13 protein-coding genes are annotated in these 12256 nt (G+C 72.1%); 6 read left to right on the top strand and 7 right to left on the bottom strand.

All coding sequences use genetic code 11. From position 1 onward, the window contains the following. Positions 1-53 precede the first annotated feature (53 nt). Together QSK20_RS18070 and QSK20_RS18065 are read right to left on the bottom strand one after the other, a co-directional pair. Entirely contained in the window at positions 54-239 is a 186-nt protein-coding gene (locus QSK20_RS18070) for a DUF397 domain-containing protein (protein WP_285789894.1), read from the bottom strand. Further along, the gene (locus tag QSK20_RS18065) at positions 236-979 is read right to left on the bottom strand and encodes a DUF5753 domain-containing protein (protein WP_502888931.1); all 744 of its coding nucleotides are present in this window, start codon (positions 977-979) and stop codon (positions 236-238) included. The genes QSK20_RS18070 and QSK20_RS18065 overlap by 4 nt, the downstream gene beginning before the upstream one ends. A 514-nt stretch (positions 980-1493) precedes the next feature. On the opposite strand from QSK20_RS18065, the gene QSK20_RS18060 reads away from it, so the two are divergent. Then, entirely contained in the window at positions 1494-1745 is a 252-nt protein-coding gene (locus QSK20_RS18060; RefSeq protein ID WP_285789762.1) for a flavin reductase, read from the top strand. Positions 1746-2030: 285 nt separating this feature from the next. Here QSK20_RS18060 and QSK20_RS18055 read toward each other — a convergent pair whose 3' ends face one another. Then, complete coding sequence (locus QSK20_RS18055) at positions 2031-2612, bottom strand: hypothetical protein (RefSeq protein WP_285789761.1); 582 nt, start codon at positions 2610-2612, stop codon at positions 2031-2033. A 487-nt stretch (positions 2613-3099) separates the two neighbouring features. On the opposite strand from QSK20_RS18055, the gene QSK20_RS18050 reads away from it, so the two are divergent. Continuing rightward, positions 3100-3867, top strand: a complete 768-nt coding sequence (locus tag QSK20_RS18050; RefSeq protein WP_285789760.1) for a DUF8817 family protein — start codon at positions 3100-3102, stop codon at positions 3865-3867. Between the two features lie 9 nt (positions 3868-3876). On the opposite strand, the gene QSK20_RS18045 is transcribed toward QSK20_RS18050, so the two are convergent. Further along, positions 3877-4554 (bottom strand): class F sortase, encoded by a 678-nt coding sequence (locus QSK20_RS18045; protein ID WP_502888927.1) that lies wholly within the window; start codon positions 4552-4554, stop codon positions 3877-3879. A 9-nt stretch (positions 4555-4563) separates the two neighbouring features. After that, positions 4564-5109: a hypothetical protein gene (locus QSK20_RS18040; RefSeq protein WP_285789759.1), complete on the bottom strand. Its 546-nt coding sequence runs from the start codon at positions 5107-5109 to the stop codon at positions 4564-4566. A gap of 128 nt (positions 5110-5237) precedes the next feature. Between QSK20_RS18040 and trmB the strand changes: the two genes are divergently transcribed. Together trmB and QSK20_RS18030 are read left to right on the top strand one after the other, a co-directional pair. Next, complete coding sequence (trmB, locus tag QSK20_RS18035; RefSeq protein ID WP_502888926.1) at positions 5238-5960, top strand: tRNA (guanosine(46)-N7)-methyltransferase TrmB; 723 nt, start codon at positions 5238-5240, stop codon at positions 5958-5960. A 105-nt stretch (positions 5961-6065) separates the two neighbouring features. Beyond that, positions 6066-8573: a DEAD/DEAH box helicase gene (locus tag QSK20_RS18030; protein WP_285789758.1), complete on the top strand. Its 2508-nt coding sequence runs from the start codon at positions 6066-6068 to the stop codon at positions 8571-8573. Between the two features lie 33 nt (positions 8574-8606). Here the strand turns inward: QSK20_RS18030 and QSK20_RS18025 are convergent, their stop codons facing one another. After that, entirely contained in the window at positions 8607-9650 is a 1044-nt protein-coding gene (locus tag QSK20_RS18025) for a P1 family peptidase (RefSeq protein ID WP_285789757.1), read from the bottom strand. Between the two features lie 165 nt (positions 9651-9815). Between QSK20_RS18025 and QSK20_RS18020 the strand changes: the two genes are divergently transcribed. Then, positions 9816-10460, top strand: a complete 645-nt coding sequence (locus QSK20_RS18020; RefSeq protein ID WP_285789756.1) for a hypothetical protein — start codon at positions 9816-9818, stop codon at positions 10458-10460. Positions 10461-10564: 104 nt separating this feature from the next. Here the strand turns inward: QSK20_RS18020 and QSK20_RS18015 are convergent, their stop codons facing one another. Beyond that, positions 10565-11233: a C39 family peptidase gene (locus tag QSK20_RS18015; protein WP_285789755.1), complete on the bottom strand. Its 669-nt coding sequence runs from the start codon at positions 11231-11233 to the stop codon at positions 10565-10567. A gap of 587 nt (positions 11234-11820) precedes the next feature. Here QSK20_RS18015 and QSK20_RS18010 point away from each other — a divergent pair. Beyond that, the gene (locus tag QSK20_RS18010; protein WP_285789754.1) at positions 11821-12255 is read left to right on the top strand and encodes a hypothetical protein; all 435 of its coding nucleotides are present in this window, start codon (positions 11821-11823) and stop codon (positions 12253-12255) included. The last annotated feature ends 1 nt before the right edge of the window (position 12256 follow it).

The raw sequence follows: 12256 nt of genomic DNA, 5'->3' as shown, positions 1-12256 counted from the left end.
CGTGTCCGGCGAGCGAGTCAGTCTTGGCGGGCACGTCAGGCCCGGCGAGCGCGTCAGGCGTGGCGGGCCACGGTGGCGACGAACGCCCGCCAGGCCGTCGGCGGGAAGGCGAGCGTCCCGCCGTCGCGGTTCTTGGTGTCCCGCACCAGGACGACGCCGGGCAGGTTGTCGGCCACCTCGACGCAGTTGCCGCCATTGTTGCCGCTACGGGTGCTGGTACGCCACTGCGCGCCGGTCAGGTCCATGTCTTCGCCGCTTCCGTGATCAGGGAGAGTGACAGGGCTCGCGGAAGTGCCTCCCCATTTATACGCGCCCACCGGCGGTCGAGGGTAGCGACGTCCAGCCGGTGCTCGACGATCTGCGCGCGGATCTGCCCGTCCACATGCGCCACCCGCCCGCCGTCGGGCAGTTCGGCGATGGTGAAGGGCCCGCCGTGACCGGGATGGATGCCGACGTCGGCCGGCACCACATGGATCTGCACGGCAGGCAGCGCGGCGCACCGGACCAGGTGCTCGCACTGCTCGCGCATCATCGCCCGGTCCCCGCCAGCCGTCCGGCGCAGGACCATCTCGTCGACGACCGCGACGAGCAGGGGCGGGCGGGCCCGGTGCAGGATGGCCTGCCGGGCGAGGCGGGCGGCGACCAGGTCGTCCACCTCGGCCGGGGTCAGCGCCTCACCGGCGAGGGTGGCCCGCGCGTACGCCTCGGTCTGGAGCAACCCCGGCACCCAGGCGAGTTCGAAGCTACGCAGGGAGACCGCCTCGCGTTCGATCTCGGTCCACGGCCGGAACCAGACCGGCTCGCGTCGTCGCACGACGTCCGGCCACAGCTCGGTGATCTCCTTGCCGAGGAGGGCGGCCACCTGGGCACGGTGGCGGGTCTGGGGAATCCGCCCCGGGTTCGCCCAGCGGGCCGCCGTCTTCGGATCGACCCCGGTCTGGGCCGCGAGGGTCTCGGCGGTGATCCCGGCCTCGGTCATCGCCGTCACGAACACACGATTCACACTTCGTCCTTTCAGGACGTCCCGGGCGTTCGCACACCATACACCTACGTAGTGTGATCGTCCGACAACTCTCGGCAAGCTCGGATCATGTCACGAACCCGACGCAACCAGCCAGTTCCGTTCGCTCCCCGACACCGTCCCGTCCTACGCGCCTGGCAGATCGCCTGCTCGTGTGGACTGGCGTCCTGGCGGCGCTGCCCCGACCGCCGTACCCCCACCCCCGCCGGACCGCTCGCCCGCTCCGCCGACCGGCCGGGCCGGGAGCCCGAGCGGAAGCCGGAGCCACCACGCCGGCCCGAGCCGGACCCCGAACCGCGCCCACCGGTCCCGCCGTACCCGATCGGGCCGTTCTCGCTGCCGTGCGCCCGCCACCGGCCGGCGGCCGGCACGACCCGGATCGTCCGGCCAGCCGGCGTGCGGTCGGCGGGCGCGCGGTCGGCGAGGGGCACCTGCCGGGCCGTCCGGTCCGTCATGCCCGAGGCAGGGCCGGATGCCCCGCCGCACCGGTCGTGACCACGTCGCCGCCCGGCCGTCCTGGCGCTGCCGGGCGTGCGGCGCGCCGTGGCCGTGCCAGCCGGCGAAGCTGCGCCTGCTCCGCGCGTACGCGGACGACCGGCTCGCCCTGATGGCGCGGCTCGGCGTCACGATGGCCGAGGCGGTACGCGATCTGCCCGACGACGGCACCGACGTCATCGAACGCTTCGTCCGGTGGGCCCGCCCGCCGCGCCGTCCCACCGGCTGAGCCACGCCGGGACGTCCCGAGAAGGTCGCCCACGCACTCCATCTGCTCGCCGAACCCGACCGGTCCCGGTCCTCCACCGCCACACTCCTCGGCGTCTCCGGCTCCACCCTCTACAAGGCCCTCCCCGAACTCACGCCACCCCGGCAGCTCCCGGCCTCAGCCGCCACCGACCGACACGAGCAGCTGCTCACCGCCACACCCCCGCCGGTCGGCCAAGGCGGGCGGCGTGGAAAGGGGTGAGGGCCCCTTCCCGAACGGGAAGGGGCCCTCAGCCTGTTCTGTGTGTCAGCTGTTCCAGTGCTCGGCGACCAGGTCGGCGGCCTGCTTCTCCCACTGGGCGTAGTGGTCGGGGTAGGCCGAGACCTGCACGGTCTGGGCGGCCTGGGTCAGCGGCATGTCCTGCCAGCCGTCGACCTGCTTGAGGCCCTTCAGGAACGCGGTGGTGGAGTAGGCGGGGTCGGTGATCTGCTCGACCGTGCCCCATCCGCTGGACGGGCGCTGTTGGAACAGGCCCTGCGAGTCGTGGTCGTTGCGGTCACCGAGGTGGCCCAGGTTCTCCAGCTTGGACTCCTGGAGGCTGGTGGCGATCGCGACCACGGCGGCCCGCTCGTCCATGCCGGCCTTCTTGGTGGCCTCGATGATGGCCTTGGCGTTGTCCTTCTGCTCACCCGACAGCGGGACCGTCGACTGCCCGGCCGGCACACCATAGGGCAGCAGCTTGTCCACCGACACCTGCTGGGTCGCCGCCACCGGCTTGCTCGCCACCGCGGGGGTCATGCCCTGCGACAGACCCGGGCCAGCGGCCATTCCGGCTGCGGCGATCAGACCGGCGATGGACAGCACACCACGCTGAATAAGCTTGTTCATGATCAAAGCTCCATTCGGGGGTTGACGCACACACCCGGACACACCACCCATGTGGGCAGGCACGGGGATTTGTGTGCAAGCACCTCGCGTACGGGCGCTCTGAGAAAGATCCAGGGGGAACGTCACCGCGCCGGAGAAGGGGATCGGGGGATCTACCAGGCCCGCGCTACGGGCTGCTCCAACGGCGTCGACATGGTGTAACGACCGACGGGCCGACCTCATTCCCCGAGGCCAACCGACCACCAGCCCACCCATCGGGGAGAGCTAAGGCCGCACCAGGGCACAACCCACCCGCCCCCACCAGCCATTCCCCACCGGCCAACCTCCGGCCACCACCCCACCCCGCGCCCCCGGCTGTCGACCTGGGCGACAGCCGACGACAGGGCCCGCTGGCGAACCAGGGATGTATCGGCCGTTCAGTCGTCCGTGGCCGACGATCGGCCATTTCCATGTGCGTGTGCTCATTCACGACGGCTACGAAGTACGGGTGACCAACGAGGTAACCGTTCCCCTGCTGCCCTGCGCGTCCATCGACGACATCGTCGCCTTCTACGAGGTGCTCGGTTTCCACACCACCTACAAGCAGCGCAAGCCCAACCCGGCCGCAGGGTTGCGACGTGAAGATCTACATCTGCAGTTCTTCGAGATCGCGGGGTTCGATCCGGCGCAGTCCTACGGTTCGTGTCTCGTGCTGACCTCGGACACGGGGCAGCTGTACCGGGCTTTCGCGGCGGGAATGCGCGCCGCGTACGGCAAGGTGCTGGTCTCCGGGACGCCGCGGATGACCCGGCCACGGGCGCGGAAGAACGCCGACGGGCTGAGCGGCTTCAGCGTCATCGATCCAGGCGGCAACTGGATCCGCGTCTTCCAGAACGCCCCGGCCTCCCCCGCGCCGGCGCCGGCACCGACTGGGCGACTGGGTAAGGCGATGGCGAACGCCGTCGTGCAGTCCGACTCCAGAGGGGACGCCCGGCAGGCGGCTCGGATCCTCGACAGTGCGTTGGCCAACCCTGCGGCAGACGACGACCCGGTCGCGTTGGTGGAGGTGCTCGTCTACCGCGCTGAGGTTGCGATGGTCCTGAACGATCCGGCCACGGCGGGCGAGATGCTGGCCCGTGTCGACCGTGTCGTTCTGAGCGCGGACGAAGCTACCCGGGCTGCTGCTGCGTACGAGGCCGCTACCGACCTTGCGGCAGCGCTCGCCGCCGGGCCGGGCGACCGAGGAGTCCCCGGCTGGGGACGATCAAACAGGTAACGGGGCGGCTCAGGAGTCGCGGGAGCCGACCAGGGTGGCGAAGGCGATCACGTTGTCGGCGTAGCCGATGCTTCCGCCGACGAACCGGCCACCGCAGGTGATCAGACGCAGCCCGGAGCCCCGGTGGTCGCCGTACACCCGCTCACCGGGCAGGGCGTTCTTGTCGAACCGCTCCACCGAGGTGACCTCGAAGACGGCCACCGACCGGTCCTGGCGGGTCACCTCGATCCGGTCCCCGGGGCGGAGCCGGCGCAGGTCGTAGAAGACCGACGGGCCCGCCGTGGTGTCCGCGTGCCCGACGATGACCGCCGGCCCGTTCTCCCCCGGCGTGGGACCGCCGTCGTACCAGCCGGTCTCCCGGTGCCGTTCCAGCGGGGGCACCGCGATGGTCCCGTCCGGGGCGAGCCCGACCGGGGCAACCGGGGCGGTCACCCGGATCGCCGGCACACTCAGGCTCACCGGGCGGCTCGCCGGCAACGCATCGGTCGCGGCCCGCCCCGCCCCGGCGCCCGCGGCCAGAACGGCCCACGGTCCACCCGCCGACCGGCCGAACCCGACCCCGGTGACGAAGACGCCGAGCAGGACGAGCACCACCGCCAGCGGCATCCGCCAGCGACGGCCGTCCGGCTGACGGGGCAGCCTCCGGATGTCGACGGCGGGTCGGCGCGGTGTGCGGCGGCGGGACATGGCGGCGGATCAGTGGGGGGTCCGTGGTCCCCGGCGGCGGGCGGCCAGCATCGCCAGGACCAGCCCGGCGACGGTGATGCCCAGCCCGCCGGGCACGACCAGCGCACCGAGGTCGGGGCCGCCGTCCGCGCCGCCGAACCCGGTCGCCGGCCCCCGGCTGGGGTGCGGTTGCGGCGGCCCGTCCGGCCGGGGCGGTTGGTGACCGCCGGCGGTCACGGTCAGCATCGTCGAGGCGTTCGGGCCCTCCACGCAGAGCAGCTTGACCCGGTACGTGCCCGGCCTGGTGTGCGTGGGGATGGTCGCCGTGCCGGAGAGGTACCCGTGCTGCGGGTGGACGGTGACGATGCCGAACGCCTCCGACTCGACGCTGGCCGCCTCCCGGGTGGAACGGCAGCTCGCCCGGATGCCGACCAGTTCGCCGGGACCTGCCCGGCTCGGCGTGACCTGCACGTAGACGTCGGCGGCGCGGGCCGGCCCGGCGACGGACAGCACCGCCACGGCGGCGAGGAGCAGCCCCATCAGCACCACCGCGCCCCCGCGCGTGACTGACACCATGACCCCTCCCGGCCCGTCGGCCCGGACCGGGCAGGGAGCACCCGGCCTGCCGTATGAGATGAGCTGTCCTGCGGACGGTGTACGCCGCGTCCGGCCCGTCGGGGGCCCTCGCGTAGGCTCGGGTCGCTGTGACCCCCATCGACCACGAACCGGCTGCCCCGGCACCGTCCCGGGTACGCGCCACCGTCCGCACCTTCCATCCGCGTCGGGGCCGACTCAGCAGCCGCCACCTCGACGCGTTGGACCGTCTCCGGCCGGTGTACGGGCTCGCGGTGCCGGACGGGGCCGGACCCCCGGTCGACCTCGCCGACCTGTTCGGCCGCCGGGCCCCGGTGGTGCTGGAGATCGGTTCCGGGATGGGCGACGCGACCGCCGCGATGGCCGCCGCCGACCCGGAACGAGACTATCTCGCGGTCGAGGTGCACACCCCGGGAATCGCCAACCTCCTCGCGTTGGTGGAGCGGCACGGGCTGGGCAACGTCCGGATCGCCGACGGGGACGCGTTGGAGCTGCTCCGGCGGCTGCCGGAGGGGTCGCTGGACGCGGTGCACGTCTTCTTCCCCGACCCCTGGCCGAAGGCACGGCACCACAAGCGCCGGCTGATCCAGCCCGCCCACGTGGCGCTGCTGCGCTCCCGGCTGACGCCGGGGGGCACGCTGCACTGTGCGACCGACTGGGCCGAGTACGCCGCCGCGATGCGCGAGACGCTGGACGCCGATCCGGATCTGGTCGACACCCGGCCGGGTGACACCTCCCGCCCGGCACACCGGCCGGTCACCAAGTTCGAGCGCCGTGCCCTGCTCGCCGGCCGCCCGGTCACCGACCTGCTCTACCACCGCCGCCCCCGCTGAGCCGCCCCGCCGAGGTGGTAGCAGGGGACCCCTGTTACCTGTTTCTGCCGTGCAGGGGGCCCCTGCTACCACCAAAGCCGTTACGGCGGGCAGGATGGAACGGCTATGACGCTCACCGCCGCGCTGCCGGACAGCGCCGACCCCGATGCCCTGTACGACGCGTTCGCCGGTTGGGCGAAGGAGCGCGGCCTCGACCTCTACCCCCACCAGGAGGAGGCGGTCATCGAGATCGTCTCCGGGGCCAACGTGATCATGAACACCCCGACCGGCTCGGGCAAGAGCCTGGTCGCGATCGCGGCGCACTTCGCCGCCCTGGCCGACGACCGGACGACCTTCTACACCGCCCCGATCAAGGCCCTGGTGTCGGAGAAGTTCTTCGCGCTCTGCGAGGTCTTCGGGGCGGACAACGTCGGCATGCTGACCGGCGACGCGAGCGTCAACGCGGACGCCCCGATCATCTGCTGCACCGCCGAGATCCTGGCCAACCTCGCCCTGCGTGAGGGCACGAAGGCCGACGTCGGCCAGGTGATCATGGACGAGTTCCACTTCTACGCCGAACCGGACCGGGGCTGGGCCTGGCAGGTGCCGCTGATCGAGCTGCCGCAGGCACAGTTCGTGCTGATGTCCGCCACCCTCGGCGACACCACCCGCTTCGTCGACGACCTGACCCGGCGCACCGGGCGACCCACCGCCGTCGTGCGCTCGGCCGAGCGGCCGGTCCCGCTGCTCTTCTCGTACGTGACCACGCCGTTGCACGAGACGCTGGAGGAACTGCTCACCACGAAGCAGGCCCCGGTCTACGTGGTGCACTTCACCCAGGCCGCCGCGCTGGAGCGGGCCCAGGCGCTGATGAGCGTGAACGTGTCCAGCCGCGCCGAGAAGGACATGATCGCCCAGGCCATCGGCCGGTTCCGGTTCACCTCCGGGTTCGGCAAGACCCTGTCGAGGCTGGTCCGGCACGGCATCGGCGTCCACCACGCGGGCATGCTGCCCAAGTACCGCCGGCTGGTGGAGACCCTCGCGCAGGCCGGTCTACTCAAGGTCATCTGCGGCACCGACACGCTCGGCGTCGGCATCAACGTGCCGATCCGCACCGTGCTCTTCACCGGCCTGAGCAAGTACGACGGCACCCGTACCCGGCTGCTCAAGGCCCGCGAGTTCCACCAGATCGCCGGCCGGGCCGGGCGGGCCGGGTTCGACACCATCGGCCGGGTGGTGGTGCAGGCCCCCGAGCACGTCATCGAGAACGAGAAGGCCCTCGCCAAGGCCGGCGACGACCCGAAGAAGCGCCGCAAGGTGGTCAAGAAGAAGCCACCGGAGGGCTCGATCGGCTGGGGCGAGCCGACCTTCCAGCGGCTGGTCGACTCCGAGCCGGAGCCGTTGACGTCCAGCTTCCAGGTCAGCCACTCGATGCTGCTCAACGTCATCGGCCGCCCCGGGGACGCGTTCGCCGCGATGCGGCACCTGCTCACCGACAACCACGAGGACCGCCCCGCCCAGCGCCGGCACATCCGCCGGGCCATCGCGATCTACCGCGCGCTGCTCGCCGGGGGCGTGGTCGAGCAGCTCGACGAGCCCGACGAGACCGGCCGGCGGGTCCGGCTCACCGTCGACCTCCAGCTCGACTTCGCGCTCAACCAGCCGCTCTCACCGCTCGCCCTGGCCACCGTCGAGCTGCTCGACGCCGAGTCCCCGTCGTACGCCCTGGACGTGCTGAGCGTCGTCGAGTCCATCCTGGACGACCCGCGTCAGGTGCTCTCCGCGCAGCAGTTCAAGGCGCGCGGCGAGGCGGTCGCCGCGATGAAGGCCGAGGGCATCGAGTACGAGGCCCGCCTCGAACTGCTCGACGAGGTGACCTGGCCGAAGCCCCTCGCCGAGCTGCTGGAGGCCGCGTACGAGATGTACCGGCGCGGGCATCCGTGGGTCGCCGACCACCAGCTCTCCCCCAAGTCCGTCGTCCGGGACATGTACGAGCGGGCGATGACCTTCACCGAGTACGTGCAGTTCTACGGCCTGTCCCGCTCGGAGGGGCTGGTGCTGCGCTACCTGGCCGACGCGTACAAGACGCTGCGGCAGACCGTCCCCGAGGACGCCAAGACCGAGGAGCTGGTCGACCTGATCGAGTGGCTGGGCGAGCTGGTCCGCCAGGTCGACTCCAGCCTGATCGACGAGTGGGAGCGGCTGCGCAACCCGTCGGACGCGGCCGAGGCCGCCGAGGCGCTGGACGACCGGGTGCCGGCGGTGACCCGTAACGCCCGCGCGTTCCGGGTGCTGGTGCGCAACGCGCTGTTCCGTCGGGTGGAGCTGGCCGCCCTGCGCCGCTGGGACCTGCTCGGCGAACTCGACGCGGCGGACGGCTGGAACGCCGACGCCTGGGCCGACGCGCTGGAGCCCTACTTCGAGGCGTACCCGGAGATCGGCACCGGGCCGGACGCCCGTGGGCCGGCGCTGCTGATGATCGACCAGACGTCGGCGCAGCGGTGGACGGTCCGGCAGATCCTGGACGACCCGGAGGGCGACCACGACTGGGGGATCAGCGCCGAGATCGACCTGGCCGCCTCGGACGAGGTCGGCGCGGCCGTCGTCCGCATCACCGACGTCGGCCAGCTCTGAACGGGAGGCGGCCGGCCGCGCGGCACCGACCGGTCAGGGTCGGGACGCCAGTCGGCCGGCCGCCGACAACCGCCGGACCACCGCGTCGTGCGGGACGGCGTGACTGGTACGGCCGCCCACGCCGGTCGTGGTCACGGCGGTCAGCAGCGAGTTGAGCAACGCCTCCTCGACCGCGTCCAGGACGGCGGCGAAGAGCGGGTCGATGTCCCCGTCGCGGATCGGCGGCTCGGACGCTGCCGCCGTGCTGAACGCGATCGCGTAGTCGCCGCTGCCGTGACTGTAGGACGCCCCGACCCGGCCCATCGCGAAGACCGCCCGCCGGGCCACCCGGCCGAGCTGCCGGGCGTCCAGAGGCAGGTCGGTGGCCACCACGATCATGCACGAGTTGCCCGGTGGGGTGGCGTGGTCGGCCTCCGGCACCAGCTCGTCGACCGGTAGTGGCACGCCAAGCACGGTCAGCGCTCCGCCGAAGTTCGACTGGACGAGGACGCCGACCGTCGCCGGGCGGTCGGCCGCCCGGACCGTCCGCGACGAGGTGCCGATGCCGGCCTTGTAGCCCAGGGCCGTGGTGCCGGTGCCCGCCCCGACGCAGCCCTCCGCCGGCGGATCGGCGGACGCCCCGGCAAGGGCGGCCAGGACGTGGGCCTCGGTGATCGGGCGACGACGGATGTCCGAGAGATGACCGTCGTTGGTCTCACCGACCAGGGGATTGAACGAGACGTCGTCCGGCCGCTGGCCCATGAGGTGTCCCAGCAGCGCGTCCGCGACCCGGAACACCGACAGCGTGGCGGTCAGGACGATCGGTGACTCAAGGACGCCGAGTTCGTCGACCTGCGTCGAGCCGACGAGCTTGCCGTAGCCGTTGCCGCAGTGGACGGCGGCCGGCAGGGCCCAGCGCCCGGGGCCGAGCTGGCTCGGCACGACCGCGGTGACGCCGGTACGGATGTCGGCGCCGTCGTCGACGGTGGTGTGCCCGACCAGGACCCCGGGCACGTCGGTGATCGCGTTGTGCCGCCCGGTGGGCAGCGCCCCGACCAGGATCCCGAGGTCACGGGCGCGCCGGCCCAGCTCGTTCATGGTGCTCCTGTCGTCGGGGCCGACCTGCCCTGTCCCGGCCGGGCGGTCAGTGTGTCACAGCGGTTCCGAGGCGGACACGTTCCGTGCCCGCCAACCCTGTTCGATGTCGTACCCGTCGATTAGAATGTATGTACTAATCTCGGCACTGACCTGGGAGGACGCCCCGTGTCCGCACCTCTCGCCACCGCCCTTCCGCCGTACGCCACCCTGCTCGGTTTCACCCGCTACGTCGACCGCACCGGCCCGACCAAGGCGACCTTCGTCGGCGGGCTGCGCAGGCAGCGGGCGAGCCGTTCCGGCTTCAACCCGCACGGTCAGTTCGTCAAGGCGCTCAAGGCCGACATCGCCTTCCACACCGGGGGCACCCACCTGGCCGGCGTGGCCGACCTGGTCAAGCCGCGCTGGCGCCCGCTCTACGAGGCCCTCACGCCGGGCGCGACGCGCTGGCTGCACTCCCTCGGCGAGCCGGGGCAGGTCGACCTGGCCCAGACCCGGGACGCGCTCGCCATGCTCGGCGACCTGCCCGTCAAGATCAACCCCCACTTCGGCGTACGGTACGCCGACGGCCGCGCCGAGGTGGTCCGGCTGCACTTCGACGAGGCCGCGCCGAGCACGGAGGCCACTCTCGCCACCCTGCACCTGATGCGCCGGCACTCCGACGCCGTGCTGCCGCACGCCGAGCCGGTCCTGGTGGACGTCCGCCGGGGCGAGGCGCACCGGATGCCCGAGGGAGTCAAGCCGGAGCAGATCGAGCAGTGGCTCGCCGGTGAGGCCGCTGCCTTCCGGGCCATCTGGTCCACCGCCGCCTGACCACACCGGCGACCGTCCCGGTCGCTGCACGCCGAACGGGCCGGCCCCCTGTGGTGGGGGCCGGCCCGTTCGGGTGTGTCGGTGTGGGTGTGTCTATGTGTGTGTCAGGCGGAGTAGCCGCGGGTGGCGATCCAGTCGGCGAGGGCGTCGGTGGTGATCCAGTAGCTGGCCTGGTTGGGGTTGGCGGAGTCGGCGATTTTGACGGTGTCGGCGTTGTCGCGGTAGCCGACGACGCTGATGTAGTGGCCGCCTTCGAAGGAGTGGGTGGTGCCGTTGGTGTCGGTGGCGGTGCCGGCGATGTTGGCGACGACGGCGCGTCCGTTGTCGACGGCGGTGCGGACGTCGTGGCGGAGGGTGTCGGTCTGCTTGTCGTCGGCGTTGGGGGTGGTGATTTCGATGGTGCGCCAGTCGTTCTTGCCGCTCTTGGTGTTGAGGGCCTTGGTGATGAGGTGGGCGCTGTCGGTGCCGTTCTCGGTGGTGCCCATCTCCCGGGCGAGGTCGTCCTGGGAGACGTCCTTGTTCAGGGTGGTGAGGGCGTTACGGGCGGCGGCGGGGCCGCAGTAGTAGAAGTTCGGCTGCGCCTCGTAACGCACGTTCAGTTCCCGCTGGCCCTTGCCGGGCTTGTCGGTGCGGTCGTGGCCGCGGTCGGTGGTGACCGACGACGTGGGGGTGTGGGTGGGGGCGGCGAAGGCGGTGGCGGGGCCGGCGAGGGCGCCTGCGGTGAGGGCGGCGCCGGCGGCGGTCAGGGTGGCCTTACGGATCAGCGTGGTCATGGGGGTGCCTGCCTTTCCGTTGCTTGCGGGGGATGCGTGGGCGCGGGGGCGTCACACGCGAAAAGAACGGGGGTCGCGGGCGCGGGGGCGCCACGCGGGAAGTTCAGGGGGGCGCGGGTTCCGGGGCATCGGCCCACTCGGGTGCGCCAGCCTGGTACAACGCCATCCGGCCGGCCGGCATTCCGGGTGCGGGGCATCCGGCTGGAGGGGCTCGGCTCGACGGGCCCGGAGGCGAACCATGCACAACGCCTCCACCCCCGGACCGATTCCCGGACGGCGGGCCCCGTGCCAGGTCGCTGAACGGGACGCGGAGACCCTGCCTTCACCACGACCTCAGCAAACACCCCAAACCCGGCATTCGCCCTCCCCCCGATCGGACCCAGCGGGGCGCATACCGGACCGGTCCGCGGTCTCCTGCGCGGAGGCCGCGCCCGGCGAGAAGCTGAAGGAACGAAGTGCCGGAAGCCCCAGCCCCGGCCCGCGCATTACCTCGGCGGTAATCGACACCTCCTGGTCCGCGCGGCATCGTCAGTGGCGCAAGGGATGCCGAAAGGCAACCGGACATCACCTCGAAGGGAGTCGGCGTCGTGTCGACGAACGGACTGCGCGTGGCACCGATGGCAGAAACGAACTCCGTGGTGTGGCTGCGTCGATTTCTCGCGCTGGATGCCGCTGTCACGGGCGTCAACGGGCTCGCCTACCTCCTGGCCTCCGGGCCGGTGGGGCAGCTGCTCGGCGTCGACGGGACACTCCTGTTGGGCGTCGGCGTCTTCCTGACGCTGTACGGCGCCGGGGTGGGCTATCTGGCCGGCCACTCTCGCCCGGCGGCGCCGGCGGTCCAGGCCGTGATCGCGACCAATGCCCTGTGGGTGGTGATCAGTGTCGTCGCGCTGGCCGTCTGGCTCGGCGACCTCCACGTCGCGGGCGCGGTCTGGATCCCGATGCAGGCGGTCGTGGTCGGCGGATTCGCCCTCCTGCAGTACCTGGCCCTGCGCCAGGTACGCGCCGGAACCAGCCGTTGAC

Origin of the sequence: Micromonospora sp. NBRC 101691 (genome assembly GCF_030269285.1) — a bacterium.
In the GTDB taxonomy this organism is placed as follows: domain Bacteria; phylum Actinomycetota; class Actinomycetes; order Mycobacteriales; family Micromonosporaceae; genus Micromonospora; species Micromonospora echinospora.
Note: the sequence above shows the minus strand (reverse complement) of the source record. Positions and strands in the feature narration are given on the sequence as shown.